The sequence below is a fragment of the Nocardiopsis ganjiahuensis DSM 45031 genome, assembly GCF_000341085.1.
Classification (GTDB): Bacteria; Actinomycetota; Actinomycetes; order Streptosporangiales; family Streptosporangiaceae; genus Nocardiopsis; species Nocardiopsis ganjiahuensis.
Map to the genome: position 1 here is coordinate 167,924 of NZ_ANBA01000007.1, position 19,118 is coordinate 187,041.

Consider the following 19,118-nt stretch of genomic DNA (forward strand, 5'->3'; position numbering starts at 1 on the left):
GGCGGGGTCCGCCGACCGGTCGGTCCGCGGAACCCCTGGGTCCGTCGGCGAGCATAGCCTGCGTCCCCGCCGGCGGTTCAGCCGGTACGGGTGGCGAACCGGCCTCCGCTGCCGAAGGCGAGCTCCGCGAACCGGGTGCCGATGCGCTGGTGCGCGGCGGTGTCCGGGTGGAGTCCGTCTGGCAGCGGCAGTTCGGCGTGGTCCGCCTCGCCGTAGAGGTCGCGGCCGTCCAGGTAGCCCAGGTTCGGGTCCTCGGCCGCGCGCTCGCGCACGATGCGGGACAGCTCCTCCCGGATCGCGGTGAGCGTGAGCTGCCCGGCCGCGCGGCCCCCGGGGTCCCCGGTCGCACGGAACCGCTTCTCCCCGGAGCCCAGGGCCTCCGTGTCGAAGGCGCACGGGCCCGGCGTGTCCTCGTGGATGGGGCACAGGACGGGCGAGACCACCAGCAGCGGCGTGGTGGGGTGGCCCTCCCGGACGGTGTCGAGGAAACCGTGCACCGCGGGTGTGAACGCGCGCATCCGCATCACGTCGGCGTTGACCAGGTTGATGCCGATCTTGACGCTGATCAGGTCGGCCCGGGCGTCCCTGATGGCGCGGGCGGTGAACGGGTCCAGCATCGCGCTTCCGCCCAGACCGAGGTTGACCAGCTCCACGGGCTCGCGCCCGTCGGCTGCCAGGGCCGCGACCGCGGGCCAGATCTCGGTCGGGGCGGCGGCGTCGGAGCCGTGGCTGATCGAACTCCCGTGGTGCAGCCACACCCTGCGGCCCCGGTCCGGGACCGGCTCGACGGGGGCGTCCGCGCGCAGGGCGACGAGCTCGGTGGTCTCGTTGTGCGGCAGCCAGATCTCCACGTCCTTGACCCGGTCGGGCAGGCCGGTGAAGCGCGCGGTGCCGACCGGCCCGGTCCGGTGCTCGGCACCGCCGGTGGCCGTGTCGACGGTCAGGGTGTCGCCGCCGTCCACACTGGTCCGGGCGGCGAGGCGGCCGTCCACGAGCAGGTCGTACACCCCGTCGGGTCGGGGCTCCAGGCCCGTGTAGACCCGCTTGGTGGGCACCGTGTCCAGTTCGATCGCCCTCGCGCGGGTGCGCAGGAGCAGCCGTACCCCCGAGGGCTGGGCCTCGGCCATGGCCAGCTGGGGGTCGGTGTTCTGGGCGCGGGCCCGGGCGGGCAGCCGGTGCGGCAGGAAGCCGCGTTCGGTGCGCTCCAACTCGATCGCGCCGCGCACGAGCTCCGGTGTGAGGGGGACCGCGGTCCAGTCCTGCTGTGTGTGCGAGTGGGTGTGCATGGTTCCACCTGTGGGTCGGTGTGGTGGTCGGGACGGGTCCGGGCACGCGGCGGGACGTGCCCCGGGGCGGCCGGGGCCGCGCCGCGCTCAGGGCGCGGGCCAGTTCCGCAGCAGGGCGTCGAGGGCGTCCAGCGTCCGCGACCAGGTCTCCTGGGTGTCGGGGGCGCTGTGGCTGAACCCGCCGCCCATCTCCAGGGAGACGTAGCCGTGGAAGACGCTGCCCAGCAGGCGGACCGCGTGGGTCTGGTCCGGTTCGGTGAGGTCGTAGCCGCGCAGGAGCGCCCGGGTCATCCGGGCGTGCCGGACCCCGGCGCTGGCGGCCGCCGTCTCCGGGTCGAGCCTGAGCTGTGCCGCGGTGTAGCGGCCGGGGTGCTCGTGCGCGTAGTCGCGGTAGACGTTCGCGAGCGCGACCAGGGCGTCCTTCCCGGACCGGCCCGCGAGCGCGTCGGCGGCACGGTCGGCGAGCTCCTCCAGGGCGAGCAGGGCGATCCTGGTCCGCAGGTCCTGGGAGTTGCGCACGTGCGAGTACAGACTCGCGACCCTGACGTCGAACCGCCGGGCCAGCGCCGAGACGGTCACCTGGTCGAAGCCGACCTCGTCGGCGAGCTCCGCCCCCGCCAGGGTGAGGCGTTCCGGAGTCAGTCCTGCCCGTGCCATGTGCTTCCTCCCCTTTTCCGAAACTGATCCTACTTTTGCCTAAAGCCTTTAGGCAAATATCGATGTGTGTCAGGGAGGGTGAGGACGCACACGAAGGCCCCCGTGGCACCGGAGCGTCACGGGGGCCTGGGCCCGAGGGCCGGAAGCGGTGGGAGCTGGTCCTCCGGGGTGTCCTGGACGCGGGGACGATCTCGTCCTGGGCGTGGTGGAGGCCCGGGGTGGAACCGCTGGAGAAGGCGTCGGCCGGTTCCGGGTCGTCCGGGACGATCAGGCGGCGGGGTGGCCGATGAGCCTTCGCATGGCGCTGGGAGGGGCGAAGGACCGGGTGGCGGGGTCGAAAACCACGTCGTCGCGGGAGCAGTAGTACAGCCGCTGCCAGGCCTGCCAGGCGCGCTCACGGTGGGCGCTGCCAGCGTTGGCCCGCTTCCTCCTGGCCTCGGTTCTGCGCAGATCCCACAGGATCAGGGCCAGACCCAGTGCGGCGTGTGTGAGGCTCATGGCCAGAGTGAGCAGGAAGTCGGCCGTCCCATGGACGCTCAGGTCCGTGAGGAGGTAGGAGAGTACGCCCAGCAGGTAGAAGAGGCCGACTGCGGTGAGGAGGGCGGTCTTCGCTGACCCGCCTCCCCAACGGTGCACGAGCAGACCGGCGGCCACCGCGGGTACGAGCGCGAGGACGCCGTTGACGCTCATGGCCATCGTGGCCACCGCGAACAGGAGGATGCCGAAACCCCTGGCGAACCGAACCGGGGCCCTCGGCCCTGCGGGGAAGCTCAACTGTGCCGCGAGGTTGCTCTGGGAGCGCGTCGTGGTGTTGTGCCGCACGTGCCCGACGGTGTGGTTCAACCGGGTGAACTGGTCTCTGGCCCGGATCTTCGAGGAACCGGTCGTTCGTGTGGTCGTCGTCCCGGACCGGACCACCGCGGACACCTTGGTGGTCCGGTCCTGAGCGGAGCACAGCGGACAGCGAGCCATCGGTCCATCCACCCCCGAATCACACCGGCATCAGTGACCCGTCGAAGGGTAGCGCCCCGCATGGCTGCTCGGTCCTTCGGGCCTCAGTCCTCCAGGGTCTCCTGGAGGAGGGGGACGATCTCGTCCAGGGCGTGGTGGATGCCCAGGGTGGAACCGCTGGAGAAGGCGTTGGCCAGTTCCGGGTCGTCCAGGACGATCAGGCGGCCGGCCTCGGCGGAGCCGATGCCCTGGAGGACCGGGTCCTCGTTCAGGGTCTCCACGACGTCGCCGATCGGGAAGACGATGATCAGGTCGGCGTCCAGCTCCTCCACGCGCTCGGCGCTGAGGTCGGCGTAGAAGGCGCCGTCGGCCATCTCCACGAGCTCCGGCTTGTACTCGAAGCCCAGGTCGGTGAGCACGTCCGCGCGGGTGTCGCCCGGCACGTAGGCGCCGTACTGGCCGTCGAAGTAGGCGCCCACCGCGATGGTGAGGTCGGCGAACTCGGGGTTCTCCTCGCGCAGCTGCGCGAAGCGGTCCTCCAGTTCGGTGACCAGCTCCTCGCCGCGCTCCTGCTCACCGACGACCTGTGCGACCTGGCGGGTCTGCTGCTGCCAGGTGGTGCCGTAGGTGACCTCCACCCCCGGCGGGGGGCCGACCACCGGGGCGATCGGCTCGAGGAGGCCGTGGCGCTCGTCGGAGTTGTCGGACCGGGTGTCCAGGAGGACGTCCGGTTCCAGGGAGGCGATGGCCTCCACGTTGGGCTCCATGGTGTCGAGCAGGACCGGCTCGGAGTCGAACAGGTCGGCGGCCCACGGACCCACCCCGGCACCGCCGTAACCCTGCCAGTCGGCCACGCCCACCGGCTGCACGCCCAGGGCGAGCGCTGCCTCGGCGTCGGACCAGCCGAGGGCGACCACGTTCTCGGGCCGGTCCTCGATCTCCACGTCGCCGAAGATCGTCTCGACGGTGACGGGGAAGCCCTCCGCCGTCTCGCCCGAGGACTCCGAGGAGGCGTCGGAGCCGCCACCGCCGCAGGCGGCGAGCAGGACGGTGGACAGGGCACCGGCGGCGACCAGGCCGAATCGGGCGGGAAGACCGGAGTTCATGGGACCTCGCTGATGACGGTGAGCTTAGCCTTGCCTAAGCCGGATTTGACCAGGCTAGCGCCTTTTGTGAATGGCGTGACCACTGGGGGGAGCGTGACGTGTCGCGAGTCCGCGCTCAGTCGATCCCGCCCACGCCCGCGCGCCAGTAGCCCACGAACGTGATGTCGTCCTTGGGGACGGAGCGCTCTTTCACCAGAGTGCGTCGCAGCCCGGTGGGCAGGGCGTTCTCCCCGGCCACCCAGCAGTACGGTCGCCCCTCGGGCAGCGTCGCCGACCGGACCGTCTCCAGGGCCAGGCGCCCCGGGGTGGCGTGCGCGTCCTCGCGCGGCAGCCAGTGCACCTCGACGCCGGGCGGGGCCTGCACCGGGCGCACGTCCCTGGGGGAGGGGACCTCCAGGTAGACCTGGGCGCGCAGGTCCCGCGGGGCCTGTTCGACGATGGACAGCAGCGCGGGCACGGCGCTCTCGTCGCCGACCAGCAGGTGCCAGTCCGCGTCGGTCGAGGGCAGGTAGTAGATGCCTTCGGGGTAGAGGCCGACCTCGTCGCCCTCGCTCGCCGAGACCGCCCAGGAGGAGGCCGGGCCCCCGTCGTCGTGGGCCACGAACTCGATGTCCAGTTCCAGAGCCTCGGGGTCGAACCGGCGCATCGTGTAGTTGCGCACGTAGGGCCGCACGTCCTCGGCCATCTCGCGGTACTCGGGGTACCAGCTGTCGGGGTCGGAGTCCGGCAGGGTCAGCCGCTCCTGTCCGGGGCGGCGGAGGAAGACCCGCACGCACTGGTCCAGGCCGAGGAACTCGAACCGGGCCAGGTCGGGACCGCCGACGGTCACCGTGACGAAGTGGTCGGTGGTCCGCTCGGCGCGCACGACCCGGGCGCGGATCATCTGGCGGTGGCTCGGGGGCTGGATGCGCAAGCGGGTGACCCTTCGCGGACGTGTGCGTCGGTGGAACGTGAGGTTAGCCTAACCAATATCATGGCCGGTGGAAAATTACCTCATACGAGACAAGGCGGGTCATCCTGTGGTCGGAGCCCGTGCACAGGATGGCTAGGCTGGGCCAGTTGGGACGGCTGAACCGAGGGGACGGGAAACGGATGACCGCGCGTGAGGGACCGGGCCGACCGCCCTGCCCCGACGACCCCCAGGCCCCCCACGCCCCGAACGGAGTCGCCCCGTGACCGCGGTCCCCACCGCCGACGAACCCGCTTCCGGCGCAGCCGAACCCACACCCGCCACCGCCAAGGCCCTGCGTTCGCGCACCCTGCGCCGCCACCGCGGCCGGATCACCCTCGGCGTCCTCCTGCTCTCCCTGCACCAGGTCTGCGAGACGCTCGTCCCGGTCGCGATCGGCCTCACCATCGACCTCGCCGTCTCCACCGGTGACACCACCGCCCTCCTGTGGTGCGTGGGCGCACTGGCCCTGCTCTTCACCGTCCTGGCCTCCGCCTACCGCTTCGGCGCCCGCTTCACCCTCGGCGCCGTCGAACGCGAGGCGCACCTGCTGCGCCTGGAGTCCGCCCGCCGCGTCCTGCATCCCCGGGGCGAACGCAGCGGCCTGCGCTCCGGCGAGGTCCTGGCCGTGGCCACCTCCGACGCCGAACAGGCCGCCACCTACGCGCGCGCCTGGGCCGTGGGCATCGCCCAGGTCACCGGGATCGTCGTCACCACCGCCGTCCTGCTCACCATCAACGTCCCCCTCGGCCTCGGCGTGCTCCTCGGCGTCCCGCTGATGCTCCTGCTGCTGCGCGTACCCGCCGCCCGCATCACCCGCCGCACCGAGGCCAAACAGGCCACCGCCGCCCGCGCCACCGCCATGGCCACCGACCTCGTCAGCGGCCTGCGCGTCCTCATGGGAATCGGCGCCCGGCACAACGCCGCCCTGCGCTACCGCAGCTCCAGCGACCGGGCCCTGACCGCCTCCGTCGGCGCCGCCGCCACCAACGGCCTCTACAAGGGCCTGGTCACCGCCACCAGCGCGGTCTTCCTCGCCTGCGTCGCCGGAACCGCCGGCTGGATGGCCCTCCGGGGGCACCTCACCGTCGGCGAACTCGTCATCGTGGTCGGCCTCGCCCAGTTCCTCGCCGAACCCGTCCAGGTGCTCGGCATGGTCGGCCAGATGTTCGCGATCGCCCGCGCCTCCGCCCAGCGCCTGGTCCGCCTCCTCAACGCGCCCGCCGCCGTCGACCCCGGCGACCGCCTCCTCCCCGAGGTCCTGCCCGAGGTCCCGCACGCCGTGGAACTCCACGGGCTCACCCACCGCACACTTGACGGGGTCGACCTGACCCTGGCCCAGGGGGAGTTCGTCGGGGTGCTCACCACCGATCCGCGCGACGCCGAGGCCCTGGTCGACGTCCTCGCCGGACGCGCCGAGGGCGCCGGGGGCACCGTCCGCGTCGGAGGGATCCCCGTCACCGAACTCGACCTCGCCTCGCTGCGCGCCGCCGTACTGGTGGAGGAGCACGGCAGCGTCCTGTTCGAGGGAACGCTGCGCTCCAACCTGGAGGTCGGCCGGGGCTCCCGGGCCGGCACCGCTGACGGCCCCGGGGCCGTCGCGGACGACGGCCCCCTGCTCACCGCCCTGGCCGCGGCCGCCGCCGAGGACCTGGTCACCGGCCACCCCGACGGGCTCGACCGGCCCGTCACGGACCGCGCCGCCAACCTCTCCGGCGGCCAGCGCCAGCGCGTCGCCCTGGCCCGCGCCCTGGCCGCCGACCCGCCGGTGCTGGTCCTGCACGACCCCACCACCGCGGTCGACGCCGTCACCGAGGAGGCCATCGCCCAGGGCACGGCCGCGCTGCGTGCCGGGCGCGCACCCCTGGGCGCCACCCTCGTCATCGCCAACAGCCCCGCGCTCCTGGCCCGCGCCGACCGCGTGGTGGTCCTGCGGGAAGGCAGGCTGCACGCCCTGGGCACCCACGCACAACTGGCCGAGGACGACCCCCACTACCGCGAGGCGGTGCTGCGTTGAGCACGGAACCCACCACCGGGACCGACCCCCGGGAGCACGGGGACGGACCCCGGACACAGGACGGGGAGACCCCCCAGCAGCACGGTGGGGACGGTCCCGAACTCCTGCCCACCGCCACCGCCGAACGCACCTGGGCCGTGCTCGGCGACGGTGTCCGGGCCACCCCCTGGGCCACCGCCCTGGCCGTGGTCACCGTCCTCTCGGGCAGCGCCGCCGGACTCGTGGCGCCCTGGGTGCTCGGCTCGATGGTCGACGACATCTCCGCGGGTTCGGGTCTGGACGCGATCCTGCGCTCGGCCGGGCTCATCGCCGGGGCCGCCCTGGTCGGCGGCGTCCTCGTAGGACTCGGCGCCTGGCAGGTCAGCCGGGTCGGCGAGACCATCCTCGCCCGGCTGCGCGAACGCGTGATGGAACGCGTCCTGCACATGCCCGCCGCCCGGTTGGAGAAGGTGCGCATCGGCGACCTGCTCTCGCGGGTGGGCGACGACGTCGCCGTGGTCACCAACGCCATCGCCCGCAACGGCCCCGAGGTCGTCACCGCCCTGGCCATGGTCGTGCTCACCACCGCCGGCATGGCAGCCCTCGACTGGCGCCTGGGCCTGGCCGGCCTGGCCGCCATGCCCTTCTACGTCTGGGCGGTGCGCTGGTACATGCCGCTGTCGGGCCCCTACTACGCCCGCGAGCGCATCGCCATGGGCGAGCGCTCGCACGCGCTCATGGGCTCCCTGCGCGGCCGCGGCACCGTCCGCGCCTACCGCCTGGAGGAGGAGCACGAGCAGCGCATCGCCGACCGCTCCCGCACCGCGATGCAGCTGACCCTCGACGTCTTCCGCCTCTTCACCCGGCTCGGCGCGCGGATGAACGGCTCCGAGTTCGTGGGACTGGGCGCCGTGCTGGTCGTGGGCTTCTGGCTGGTCCGCGGCGACCTCGTCACCGTCGGCATGGTCACCGCCGCCGCCCTGTACTTCCACCGGCTCTTCGGCCCGCTGGGCTTCCTCGTGATGAACTTCAACGACGTCCAGCAGGCCGGGGCGAGCCTGGCCCGCCTGGCCGGGGTCGTCGACCTGCCGGTCGCCGACGACCCGCGCGCCGAGGAGGGCCCGGCCGGTTCCTCCCTGCGCGTGGAGAGGGTCAGCCACGCCTACGCCCCCGGCGCCCCCAAGGCCCTGGACGGGGTGTCGCTCAAGGTCGCCCCCGGCGAACGGGTCGCCCTCGTCGGCGCCAGCGGCGCGGGCAAGACCACCCTGGCCGCCGTCGTCAGCGGCCTGCGCACCCCCACCTCGGGGACGGTCCTCCTGGGCGGCATCCCCCTGGACGAACTCGGTGAGCAGCGCGTCCGCGAACACGTCTTCCTGGTCAGCCAGGAGACCCACGTCTTCGCCGGGACCCTCCTGGACGACCTGCGCCTGGCCCGTGCCGAGGCCGCTCCGGAAGAGGCGGAGGCGGCCCTGGAGGCCGTCGGCGCCCTCGACTGGGTGCGGGCCCTGCCCGAGGGGATGGAGACGGTCGTCGGCGAGGGCGGCCACGCGCTCACCGCCGAACAGGCCCAGCACCTGGCCCTGGCCCGCCTGGTCCTGGCCGACCCGGACCTGGCGGTGCTCGACGAGGCCACCGCCGAGGCCGGGAGCTCCGGCGCGCGCCGACTGGAGAACGCCGCTGTCGCCGCCACCAAGGGCCGCACCACCCTGGTGGTCGCGCACCGCCTCACCCAGGCGCAGACGGCCGACCGCGTGGTCGTCATGGACCAGGGCCGGATCGTCGAGGAGGGCACCCACGACGAACTGGTTGCCTCCGAGGGTCGCTACGCCCGCCTCTGGCGCAGCTGGCAGGGCTGACCCGGGGGAGCCGTCGAGGCGCCCTGCGGTCATGGGCCCGGGTCACCCCTCGGTGGGTCCGGGCCGGTCCCCCTCGGGGGCGGTTCCCCACCGGTCCAGGATCTGCATGCTCATGCGTGTGCGGGGATGGTCCCCGCCCAGGACCGTCATCTGGTCGTGGGAGACCTCCAGGAGCTTCAGCGCAGCGATCGTGGTGTCACCGGTCTCGTGGAGCATCACGCACAGGTCGGCGCGGGTGCTGAGGGTGTCCGGGTGGAGCCGGCCCAGCACCCGTTCCTGGTCCTCGGCCAGGCGCTCCAGGTCCCCGCGCGCCCCCTCCGGGTCCCCGGTCTCGTACTTCCAGGAGGCCAGGTTGTTGCGCACGCGCAGGAGGCTGGGGTGGTCGGGGCCCTCCACCGCGGTCAGGTCCGGCAGAAGCGCCTCCAGCTCCAGGACCGTTCCCCGCGCGTCGCCCAGGAACCCTCGCCAGTGGGCGAGGTTCTGACGGGTGCTCAGCGTGTTCGGGTGCCGCGCCCCCAACACGCGCAACTGGTCCGTGAGAAGCGCCTCGAAGGCGGACACGGCCCTGGCGGCCTGCCCGCTCTCGCCCCACCAGTGGGCCAAGGAGTTGCGGACCTCCAGAGTGGTGGGGTGGTCGGGGCCGTGGATCCGTTCCTGGTCGGCGAGCAGTTCCTCGTTCGCCCGCGCCGCTCCGGCCGGGTCGCCCGCCAGACCGAGCCAGGCCGAGACCGCCCTGCGGTTGAGCAGCACCGTGGGGTGGTCCGGGCCCAGGACCTCGATCCGCCGGGTGAGGAGGGCCTGCTGTTCGGCCGCGGCCCGGGCCGGGTCGCCCCTGTGCCCCCACAGGTCGGCGGCGTTGTGGCGGGAGGCGAGCGTGTCCGGGTGGTCGGGTCCCAGGAGCCGGATCTGGTCGTCCAGGAGGTCCTCGAAGGCCTGGGCCGCCCCCTCCAGGTCTCCGGCCTCGCTTCGGACCATGGCCAGGTTGTTCAGCAGCGACAGGGTCGAGGGGTGGTCCGCGCCCAGGATCACCGTGCGGTCGACCAGGAGGTCCTCCAGGTCCCGGACGGCTCCGGACGGGTCTCCGGCCCGGAGCCGGGCGAGGGCCAGGTTGTTGCGGGCGGTGAAGGTGGCGGGCCGCGCCCGGCCCGGACTCCGTTCCTGCTCGGCGATCAGCCGTGTGTAGGCCTGAATCGCCCCGGCCGGGTCTCCGACCGAGGCCAGCGACTGCGCGGCGTTGCTCTCACACATGAAGGTGGCCTCGTGGTGGGGGCCGAGGTGGTGGCGCGCCCGGTCCGCCAGCCCGCGCCAATGCCGCAGGGCCTCGGCGTCGCGTCCGGCCTCCTGGAGGTCGACCCCCACCTGGAACAGCAGCACCGGCCCGCGCACGCCCCACAGCCACTCCTCCACCGGGACGCCGCCGGCGGTGTGCGAGGTCAGGGTCAGGGCGTTGGACCGCAGCACCTGGGCCCGAGCGCCCACGGGCGCGCCCCACCGGTGCAGGAGTCCGTCGGACAGCGCCCGTACGCCCTCGGGAGTGGGGCGGGTGGACGGGTGTTCGCGGGCGGCCCGTTGGACCAGGGCGTGACTGCGTACGGTCGGCCCCGCGGGGCCGGACGGTCCGGACACGGCGCGGTCGACCAGGCTCGACCGGCGCAGTGAGGCCAGGGCCCGTGCCACCCCGTGCTCGGTCACCCCGGGTCCGTCTCCGGGGACGCCCGGCCCGGTCTCCCGAACGGACAGGTGCGCCAGGACCGGCGGTGCGGTGAGGACGTCCACGGGAACGGCCGCCCCGTCCAGCAGCGCGACCAGGCCCATCAGGGGCCTGGCCAGACCGCGGGGTTCGTGGGTGTCCGCCTGCTCGAGGGAGAGTTCCCAGGTCGCGGCGAGCGGAACCGGCCCGTCCCAGTCGGGGAACACCTGCTCCAGCGTGCTCACCCTGTCGTGGAACAGGTCCAGGTAGCCGGTGCAGCCCAGGCCGATCTCCGCCATGTAGGCCACCGCCTGCCCCAGCGCCAGGGGCAGGTACTCCAGGTCCCCGGCGAGGGCGTCGACCTCCTCGGGTGTGTACGGGACGTCCGCCTCGTCCAGCGCGCGGGAGAGGAAGGCGCGGGCCTCCTCGGGGGAGTACACACCGACGTCGACGACCTGCCGTCCCTGCGTGGTGAGGGAGTGGTCCCGTCGGCGGGTGGTGACCACGACCCGGCCCGGGGGCCGGTCCCGGGGCGGCCACAGGTCCCGTACCTCGGAGGGCTCGGCGAGGCCGTCCCACACCACGAGCCAGCGCAGGTGCGTCTCGCGCAGCTCCTGCAGGAAGAGTCCCGCGGCGTCCTCCTCGTCGTCGGGGGCGTCCGGCCGCAGCGCCCGTGCCGCACTCGCGTAGGCGTGGACGACGGAGCCGCGGCTCCCGGCGTCGGCCCACACCAGGACGTCGACACGGGGCACACCGTCCCCGTCGAGGGCCCGGCGGGCGTGGCGGGCGGCCAGCTGGGTCTTGCCGACCCCGCCCATACCGGAGAGCACCTGCCGTACGACCACGGTCCCCGATCCGTGGAGGGCCTCCTCGATCCGGTCGGCCACGGCGCGGTGCTGGTAGTGGGCGGCGGGCTCGGGGACGGTGCCGACCAGGACGCGGCCCCCGGCACCGGGAGAGCGGCGGTCCCGGTCGCCGACGACGGTGGTGTGGAAGGTGCTGCCCCGGTAGTCGTGGTGGTCGCCGCCGTAGACGGGCGCGTCCAGGTGCACGGACCCGCCTTGGACGACGGTCCCGCCGTACACGTCGCCGCCGAGGGTGTTCTCGACCGCCGGGGGTGAGCCGTCTTCGGGAGATCGGGGGGTGTCCATGGGCACGATTCTGGCGTCCGGGGCGGAACACTGCGACCCCGGTGCCGTCGAAGCGCACGTCGGCTGAGGGATCCTCGGCCGACGTTCAGTCCTCTCCGCCGGCGGCACGGAGACGCTCGACCTGGTCCGCGGTGCTGTGTTCGGCGGCTCGGACGAAGCGGAGGACGGCGTCGAGCTCCGCTTCGTCGAAGCCGGCCAGATCGGCGCGTGTGTCCGCGACCAGTCCGGCGTAGGCCTCGGAGACCCGCCGCAGTCCCTCCTGGGTGGGTTCGATGAGCACTCTCCTGCGGTCGTCGGGGTCGGGTACCCGCCGGACGCAGTCGGCCGCGACCAGCCGGTCGATCATGCGCGAGGCCGAGCCGGTGGTGAGGTTCACGCGCCCGGCCAGGGCGCCCGGGGTCGCGGGGCCGTGGTTGCCCAGTACGTGCAGGCACTGCACGTCGGTGTCGGTCACGCCCAGCCGGGCGGCGACGACGCTGTTGAGCTGGACGACCGTGATCGCCCATCCCGCTATCGCGCTTCCGGTGAGCTCGTCGACCAACGTGTCCCGCTTCGGCTTCGCCATCGGGGAGGCCACTCCGATCTTTGCTGTGTTGTGCAGTGAACCCATGCTACTTTAGCTGCGCGACACAGTAACTGTGTGACGCAGCAATATGTCACGAGGCCACCCCGGCAAGGAGCACCGACTTGACCACCTCCTCATCTCCCCGCGGCGGTATCGCGGACCGCGCCCTGCTCAGTGGGCGTACAGCCGTCGTGGTCCTGGCGGTCATCCTCGTCGCGGACTTCATGGAACTCCTCGACGCCACGATCGTCAGTGTCGCCGCCCCGGCCATCGCGGCCGACCTCGGCGCGAGCGAGGCCGCACTCCAGTGGATGGTCGCCGGATACACGCTCTCGGCCGGAGCGGGCCTGATCACCGGGGGCCGACTCGGCGACCAGTACGGCCGCCGCCGTGTCTTCCTGCTCGGGCTGGCCGGCTTCACCGCGGCCTCGGCCGGCTGCGGGCTGGCCCCCGACGCCGGAACGCTGGTCGGCATGCGCATCGCCCAGGGGCTGGCGGGCGGGCTGATGATTCCGCAGGTCTTCGGGGTCATCCGGGCCTCGTTCGAACCCGGTGCGCGGGCCCGGGCGCTCGGTGCCTACGGCGCCGTACTCGGCCTGGCCTCGGTGGCGGGCCCGCTCCTCGGCGGACTCCTGGTCGAGGCCGACGTCCTGGGCCTGGGCTGGCGGTCGGTCTTCTGGGTCAACGTCCCGGTCGCGGTGGCCGGGCTGGCGCTCGGTGTTCGCTTCATGCCCGAGTCCCGGGTCCCGGGCGCCGACCGGCTCGATCTGCCCGGCGCGGCCCTCGTCGCCGCCACGGTGACCCTCCTGCTCCTGCCCCTCGTCCAGGGGCGTGACTGGGGCTGGCCCTGGTGGGCGTTCGCGCTCCTGGCCCTGTCCGCGCCCACCGCGGCCCTCTTCCTCCGGTGGGAAAGCCGCCTGCGCGCACGCGGGGGCCAGCCCCTCCTGGACCCCGCGCTCCTCAGGACGAAGGCCTTCGCCTCGGGGCTGGCGGCCTCCCTGCTGTTCTTCGGTGCGCTCGGCTCCTACTTCCTCCTGCTCTCCCTGCACCTCCAACTCGGTACCGGGCGCACCCCTCTGGAAACCGGACTCGTGATCCTGCCCTACGCCATCGGTTCGGTCATCACCTCCGGAGCCGGGGTCCGGTTGGCCCACCGCGCGGGTCGCGCTCTCATCGTCTCCGGAGCGCTCGTGCTGGCCGCCTCCCAGCTCCTCCTGCTCCTCGTCGTCCGGGCGTTCCCCGATCCCTCCTACTGGGCCCTGGCCGCACCGCTGCTCGTCGGCGGCCTGGGGCTGGGGCTCACCGCCCCGTCCCTGATCAACGTCGTCCTCGCGGGCGTGCCCGCCCGGGACGCCGGTGCCGCGGGCGGTGTCCTCACCACCGTCACCCAGGTCGGCAACGCCCTCGGCGTCGCCGCCCTCGGGGCCGTGTTCTTCGCCCGCCTGGAACACGCCCTCGCCGCGGGCACCGCCGAGCCCGCCGCCTACGCCGACGCCCTCGCCGCGACCCTGCCCTGGCAGTGCGCCTGCTACGTCACGGCGGCGGCCCTGATGCTCCTCCTTCCACGACACGCCGACGCCGATCAGGAGTGACCCCGATGACCGAAGCAGCACGCCTCACCGCCGACCCGTTCGCCGCCACTGTCCGCGGGCTCGACCAGCCCCACCCCGCACGGGCGGCCCTGCGCGCCGCGGGTCCGCTCGTACGCGCCGAGGCTCCCGCCGGGGGCCCGGTGTGGATCGTCACCGAGGAGGCCCTGGCCCGCGAGGTCCTCGTCCACCCCCTGATCGTGAAGGACCCGGCTCAGGCGCCGCCCGCATGGGACCGGTGGACAGCGGGACTGGAACCGGCCGCCGCCGCGCAGCCCTCGCTGACCACCACGGACGGGGGCGCGCACGAACGGCTCCGCCGGGCGCACGCCCCGCTGTTCACGGCGCGTCGGACGGCCGCCTACACCGATCGGATCACCGGGTTGGCCCGATCCCTGCTCACCGGGCTCGCGGAGGCCGGGGGAGTGGTGGACCTGGCGGCCGACTTCACCACCCGTTACCCGCTCACCGTGGTCTGCGACGTGCTGGGTGTGCCCGCCGACCGGGTCGACCAGGCCGTCGGAGCGTGCCGGCGCATGCACTCCGACGACCCGGAGGAGGTGGAGGAGGCCATGGCGGCCTTCGCCGACCTGGCCGCCGCGGCACTGGAAGGCGGTCGGCCAGGTCTGGCGACCGAACTACGCGACCGGGTCCCCGACGACCTCACCGAGGCCGACCTGCACTACCTGTTGTTCACCCTGGTCTACGCGGGCCAGCTCACCACCGACCCGGCGCTGGGGTTCCTGCTCGCCCGGCTCCTCGACCCCGCCGACCCCGAGGCGGTGAGGGGCGCCCCGGCCGAGGAGAGGGTCCGGGAGGCGCTGAGGACGCACTCGCCGGCGCCCTTCAGCCTCTGGCGGTTCACCGCGGCCGAGGTCGAACTGGCCGGGGTCCGGCTGCCCGCCCGGTCGCCGGTGCTGGTCGACCTCCAGGGGATCAACACCGCTCCCGGACGGGGGGTCGGTCCGGACCTGGTCTTCGGGGTGGGACCGCACTACTGCACCGGTGCCCGGCTGGCCCAGCTCGAACTCACCGTGCTCGTGCAGGTCCTCGAGGCCGAGTTCCCCCGGGCGCGCCTGGCGGTGCCCTACTCCGAGCTCCGCCAGGCCGACATCGGCGGTATCCAGGGGAGCCGTCTGACCGCGCTTCCGGTGTCGCTCGGGTGAGGGGCCCGGCACCGCTCCTGTGCGTGTTCGGGAGTACTGATCGCTCAGGGGCGGCCCGGCTCGAACGAGTCCTCGTTGAGGATGACGAACGCGCCGTTCGGCACACACGCCTCGGGCAGGTCGACGTCCCACTCCGGGTCGGCGCCCCGGTGGCCGCCTGCGGCGGTGAAGCGGTCCCCGTCCAGGATCGCCCCCAGCGCGGGTTCCTCCACCCCGCCGCGCCCGTCCTCCAAGGGAACGACGTTGTCCGGCCAGAGCGGAGCCGCTGATTCCACCACTTCCCCGGATTCCTCGTCCCGAACGAGGACGAGGAGGCAGCGCTCCTCGGGCAGGTAGGCGAGTTCCCCGTGGACCAGGGCCTCCGGGGCGGACGAGAAGCCGTGGACGAGGATGCGCGTACCGTCCCCGACGGTGACGACCTCGTCCGTCCCCGGTGCGGGGGCCGCGCAGGAGGACACCAGTGCGGCGGTCAGGAGCGGTGGGAGGAGAGGAGGGAGGAAGCGTGCCTTCGCCACGGTGGGGCGCCTTTCGGGAAACGGTGGGGCCGAGGATCGGACGTTTGCGGGGCGGAGCCGGTTCCTGGTGCGGGTCGCACCGACCGTGGACCCCGAACCGAACACGGCCTCTGCGCGTCCTCCCTCGGGCTGCGACTGTGAGTCGCCCGGTGGAGGGCCTATGGGCCGGTGCGCCGCTCCGCGGGCGCCGATCCGAGCGCGCCTGACCCTCGGTGCCACGGACGGAGCCGGAACTCCGTGAGCGTCCGGCGATCCAGGACCACAGGACTTCCGCGGTCAGATGGACGGACCTTCGTGATCTACAGCGCAAAGGTGGCGAAGTGTGTCAAATACGGACAGGAGTCACCCCGGGAAGACGGAACTCCGGCCCTGGGAGGTGCGGACCTCGACCCAGTCCAGCAAGGGGAGGAGGAGGCGGGTGACCTCCTCGCCGTCGGAGGTCAGGCCGTACTCGACGTACGGCGGGACCACGGGCCTGGCGTCGCGGAACAGGAGGCCGTCCGCCTCCAGGGTGCGCAGGGTCTGGGCGAGCATCTTCTCGCTGATGCCGTCGATCCCATGACGCAGGTCGCTCCAGCGCCGGGGCCCCTCGGACAGCGCCACCAGGACCAGGACCCCCCACTTGCTGGTGACGTCGCGGAGCAGGGCGCGCTGGGGGCAGTCCGCGGGCAGGCTGTGCCCACCGATGCGGGGGAGTGGTGTCGGTTCCGGTTTCGGGTTCTTCCTCTCGGATGCGCTCATGCTTCCAACTTACCAAAAGGTGCGTACCCTACTTGTGGAATGTGAGGCTGGAACGGCTCGTTGACACCGACGAACCGCCGGGAGAAGATCCCGGCCCACCTCGAAGGGAAACCGCATGTCCGTCGTCGTCACCGGTGCCACCGGCCACCTGGGCCGCCTCGTCGTCGAGTCCCTCCTGGAGCGGGGGTACGCGCCCGGGGACGTCACCGCCACCGGGCGGGACACAGGGAAGATCGCCGACCTCGCCGAACGCGGCGTGAACGTCCGCCGCGCCGACTTCGAGGACCCGGCCTCGCTCCGGGAGGCCTTCCGGAGCGCGGACGCCGTGCTCCTGGTCTCCGGCGCCGAGCTCGGCAAGCGTGTGGCGCAGCACCGCAACGCCATCGAGGCGGCCGAGGAGGCCGGGGTCGGCCACCTCGTCTACACCAGCGCGCCCAAGGCCGACGACACCACGCTGATCCTGGCCCCCGAGCACAAGGCGACCGAGGAGATCCTCGCCGCCTCCGGGCTGAGCCACACCGTCCTGCGCAACGGCTGGTACAACGAGAACTACCAGCAGGACCTGGAGCAGGCCCGCGAGCACGGGGCCCTCATCGGCAGCGCGGGCGAGGGGCGGACCGCCAGTGCCGCCCGCCGGGACCTGGCCGAGGCGGCTGCCGTGGTGCTGGTCGACCCCGCGCCGCACGCGGGGGCCGTCTACGAACTCACCGGCGACACCGCTTGGACCAGGAAGGAATTGGCCGGGTACATCAGCGAGCTACTGGGGCGCGAGGTCCTCTACCGGGACCTGAGCCCCGAGGAGCACGGAGCCGTGCTGACCGGCGTCGGCCTGGACGCGGGCACCGCGGAGTTCGTCGTCGGACTGGACCGCAACACCCGGGACGGTGAGCTGGCCGCCACCCCGGGGACCCTGGCCAAGCTGATCGGCCGTCCCACCACGCCGGTGATCGAGACCCTGCGCGAACTCCTCTGAGTTCCCCGGCCCCGCTGACCCGCCTCTGGCGCCCGAGGGCCCGCCTCGCCTGGCTGCCGCGCCGCCCCACACCAAGCTTGGGGCGGCGCGGCGGGCGTGGTGACCACGACGGCGGGAACCACCGGTGGCCGGGCGCGGGTGTCTCAGCACTCGGGCGGGAAGTCGTCGGCTCCCACCAGTGTGCCGTCTCCGCCGGCGTCCGTGCCCATGTACACGCCGTCATCCTCCGCCATGAGTTCGGTGTCGAAGCGCAGAGAGGCGATATCGTGCTCGGAGTCGCTTTCGAGCGCGGCGACGGAGGTCACCCCCAGGGTGTACTCGATGTCCTCCGCGGCCGGGACGACCCGGTAGGCCGGGGCCCCGTCGGTATCGGTGATGCTCCAGTCCTCACCGGGGGCGGACAGGTCCACCTCGAGTTCGTTGCCGGGGAACTCGCGGACGGCGTTCAACCGCCACCCGTGCTCCTCCGAGGTCAGGTCGATGCGCGCCGGAGGGCTGTCCCCGCACCAGGACACCATGACGACAGGGAACTGGTGACGGGCGGAGAAGTGCCCGGTGGCGACCGCGCCCACGGCTCCTCCCTCGGCCGCACACGATGTCAGGAGGAGGCACGCGGGGGCCAGGAACGCCAGATGTCTGAGGGTGGCTCTGTCGAGGACTGACATGCCGCGATTGTGCCAACCGGTGTCGCGCGCCGTGCGGGGCACGCGGCGTGTCCGGGGGCTCGCGGGCACGAAGAACACAGGTCACGTCGGGCCTGCGGGGAATCCTCCGCGCGCGCTCGCTTCGGCGTGTCCTCCCTCAACGGGGGCCGACGGGCCGGCCCCCGTGACCACGTACCCCTCCGCCCGAGCCCGCGCAGGTGGGGCCGGGCGGGCGGGCGGTGCACGCATCCCCTGGGGCGCAAGGGTTCTGGTATTGCCGCAGGCCGTATGATCGGGGTCCCCGAACGGCTATGGGCAGTGAGGCACAACCCGATGAACGACCACCAACCGGCGATCGACACGACCGTCCCGCACTCGGCGCGGGTGTGGAACTACTGGCTGGGCGGCAAGGACAACTACCCCGTGGACCGGGAGGCGGGGGACCAGTTCCTGCAGGCCTTTCCGGGGATCGCGCAGATGGCCCGGGCCTCGCGCGCCTACCAGGAGCGGGCCGTCCGCCACCTCGCGGGTGAGCTGGGCATCCGGCAGTTCCTCGACGTGGGCACGGGGCTTCCCACCCACAACAACACCCACGAGGTGGCCCAGTCCGTGGCGCCTGACGCGCGCATCGTCTACGTGGACAACGACCCGCTCGTCCTCACCCACGCGCGGGCCCTGCTGACGAGCACCCCCGAGGGGCGCACGCAGTACGTCCACGCCGACCTGTACGACCCCGAGGCGATCCTCGAGCAGGCGGGCGAGCTCCTGGACCTCGACCAGCCGGTGGGCCTGATGCTGCTCGGCGTCCTGGGGCACGTGCAGGAGTACGACGAGGCGGTCTCCATCGTGCGGCGCCTGCTCGCGGGCCTTCCCCCGGGCAGCTACCTCACCGTCAGCGAGGGCAGCAACGTGCACAGCGAGGAGAACGTCGAGGCCCAGGACGAGTACAACGAGAGCGGCGCCGTGCCGTACATCCCGCGCAGCCCCCAGCAGATCGGCGGCTACCTGGAAGGGCTGGAGCTGGTCGAGCCCGGTGTGGTGTCGGTGACCCGTTGGCGCCCCGTGGTGACCGGCGACAACCCGCCCGCCGAGGTGGACCAGTACGGCGGTGTCGGCCGGAAGGTCTGACCCGCGGCCCGGGGCCCTGGCGGAGGCTTCCCCGGAGAAGCCCCGCCAGGGCCCCGGAACCCTCCGGGACCGCGTCTTCGATTCGTGATCCGCCCCGCCCTTGACCTTTGTTACTCGTGGTGCAAAGGATGGCAAAGTCGGATTTTGGTGACGTG

16 protein-coding genes are annotated in these 19,118 nt (G+C 73.1%); 6 read left to right on the top strand and 10 right to left on the bottom strand.

The window, feature by feature from the left end; translation table 11 throughout:
* Nucleotides 1-77: 77 nt before the first annotated feature.
* The 5 genes from D458_RS0107475 to D458_RS0107495 all read right to left on the bottom strand — a co-directional run bounded on the left by D458_RS0107475 (nt 78) and on the right by D458_RS0107495 (nt 4,883).
* Nucleotides 78-1,286, bottom strand: a complete 1,209-nt coding sequence (locus D458_RS0107475) for a GDSL-type esterase/lipase family protein (protein WP_017586108.1) — start codon at nt 1,284-1,286, stop codon at nt 78-80.
* Between the two features lie 87 nt (nt 1,287-1,373).
* Nucleotides 1,374-1,943 (bottom strand): TetR/AcrR family transcriptional regulator, encoded by a 570-nt coding sequence (locus tag D458_RS0107480; RefSeq protein WP_017586109.1) that lies wholly within the window; start codon nt 1,941-1,943, stop codon nt 1,374-1,376.
* 267 nt (nt 1,944-2,210) lie between these two features.
* Entirely contained in the window at nt 2,211-2,915 is a 705-nt protein-coding gene (locus tag D458_RS0107485) for a hypothetical protein (RefSeq protein WP_040702236.1), read from the bottom strand.
* Between the two features lie 83 nt (nt 2,916-2,998).
* Nucleotides 2,999-4,000: an iron-siderophore ABC transporter substrate-binding protein gene (locus D458_RS0107490; protein ID WP_017586112.1), complete on the bottom strand. Its 1,002-nt coding sequence runs from the start codon at nt 3,998-4,000 to the stop codon at nt 2,999-3,001.
* A gap of 115 nt (nt 4,001-4,115) precedes the next feature.
* Nucleotides 4,116-4,883, bottom strand: coding sequence for a siderophore-interacting protein (locus D458_RS0107495; RefSeq protein ID WP_017586113.1), 768 nt, complete (start codon nt 4,881-4,883; stop codon nt 4,116-4,118).
* Between the two features lie 289 nt (nt 4,884-5,172).
* Here D458_RS0107495 and D458_RS0107500 point away from each other — a divergent pair, with 289 nt between their 5' ends.
* On the top strand, nt 5,173-6,966 hold the full coding sequence (locus D458_RS0107500) for an ABC transporter ATP-binding protein (protein ID WP_017586114.1): 1,794 nt from the start codon (nt 5,173-5,175) through the stop codon (nt 6,964-6,966).
* Nucleotides 6,963-8,801, top strand: a complete 1,839-nt coding sequence (locus tag D458_RS0107505) for an ABC transporter ATP-binding protein (protein WP_017586115.1) — start codon at nt 6,963-6,965, stop codon at nt 8,799-8,801. Before D458_RS0107500 ends, D458_RS0107505 begins: the two co-directional genes overlap by 4 nt.
* A gap of 42 nt (nt 8,802-8,843) precedes the next feature.
* On the opposite strand, the gene D458_RS33140 is transcribed toward D458_RS0107505, so the two are convergent.
* Entirely contained in the window at nt 8,844-11,642 is a 2,799-nt protein-coding gene (locus tag D458_RS33140; RefSeq protein ID WP_017586116.1) for a tetratricopeptide repeat protein, read from the bottom strand.
* A gap of 85 nt (nt 11,643-11,727) precedes the next feature.
* Entirely contained in the window at nt 11,728-12,207 is a 480-nt protein-coding gene (locus tag D458_RS0107515) for a MarR family winged helix-turn-helix transcriptional regulator (RefSeq protein WP_017586117.1), read from the bottom strand.
* Nucleotides 12,208-12,329: 122 nt separating this feature from the next.
* Between D458_RS0107515 and D458_RS0107520 the strand changes: the two genes are divergently transcribed.
* Nucleotides 12,330-13,799 carry an MFS transporter gene (locus tag D458_RS0107520; RefSeq protein ID WP_017586118.1) on the top strand — a complete coding sequence of 490 codons (1,470 nt, stop codon included), beginning with the start codon at nt 12,330-12,332 and terminating at the stop codon, nt 13,797-13,799.
* A gap of 5 nt (nt 13,800-13,804) precedes the next feature.
* Nucleotides 13,805-14,962, top strand: a complete 1,158-nt coding sequence (locus tag D458_RS0107525) for a cytochrome P450 family protein (protein ID WP_017586119.1) — start codon at nt 13,805-13,807, stop codon at nt 14,960-14,962.
* Between the two features lie 44 nt (nt 14,963-15,006).
* On the opposite strand, the gene D458_RS0107530 is transcribed toward D458_RS0107525, so the two are convergent.
* Nucleotides 15,007-15,477, bottom strand: a complete 471-nt coding sequence (locus D458_RS0107530; protein ID WP_017586120.1) for a hypothetical protein — start codon at nt 15,475-15,477, stop codon at nt 15,007-15,009.
* Between the two features lie 342 nt (nt 15,478-15,819).
* Entirely contained in the window at nt 15,820-16,218 is a 399-nt protein-coding gene (locus D458_RS0107535) for a winged helix-turn-helix transcriptional regulator (RefSeq protein ID WP_017586121.1), read from the bottom strand.
* 115 nt (nt 16,219-16,333) lie between these two features.
* Between D458_RS0107535 and D458_RS0107540 the strand changes: the two genes are divergently transcribed.
* Nucleotides 16,334-17,191 carry an SDR family oxidoreductase gene (locus D458_RS0107540; protein ID WP_017586122.1) on the top strand — a complete coding sequence of 286 codons (858 nt, stop codon included), beginning with the start codon at nt 16,334-16,336 and terminating at the stop codon, nt 17,189-17,191.
* A gap of 143 nt (nt 17,192-17,334) precedes the next feature.
* On the opposite strand, the gene D458_RS0107545 is transcribed toward D458_RS0107540, so the two are convergent.
* Nucleotides 17,335-17,856, bottom strand: a complete 522-nt coding sequence (locus D458_RS0107545) for a hypothetical protein (RefSeq protein ID WP_026119086.1) — start codon at nt 17,854-17,856, stop codon at nt 17,335-17,337.
* A gap of 312 nt (nt 17,857-18,168) precedes the next feature.
* Between D458_RS0107545 and D458_RS0107550 the strand changes: the two genes are divergently transcribed.
* Nucleotides 18,169-18,963 (top strand): SAM-dependent methyltransferase, encoded by a 795-nt coding sequence (locus tag D458_RS0107550; protein ID WP_017586124.1) that lies wholly within the window; start codon nt 18,169-18,171, stop codon nt 18,961-18,963.
* The last annotated feature ends 155 nt before the right edge of the window (nt 18,964-19,118 follow it).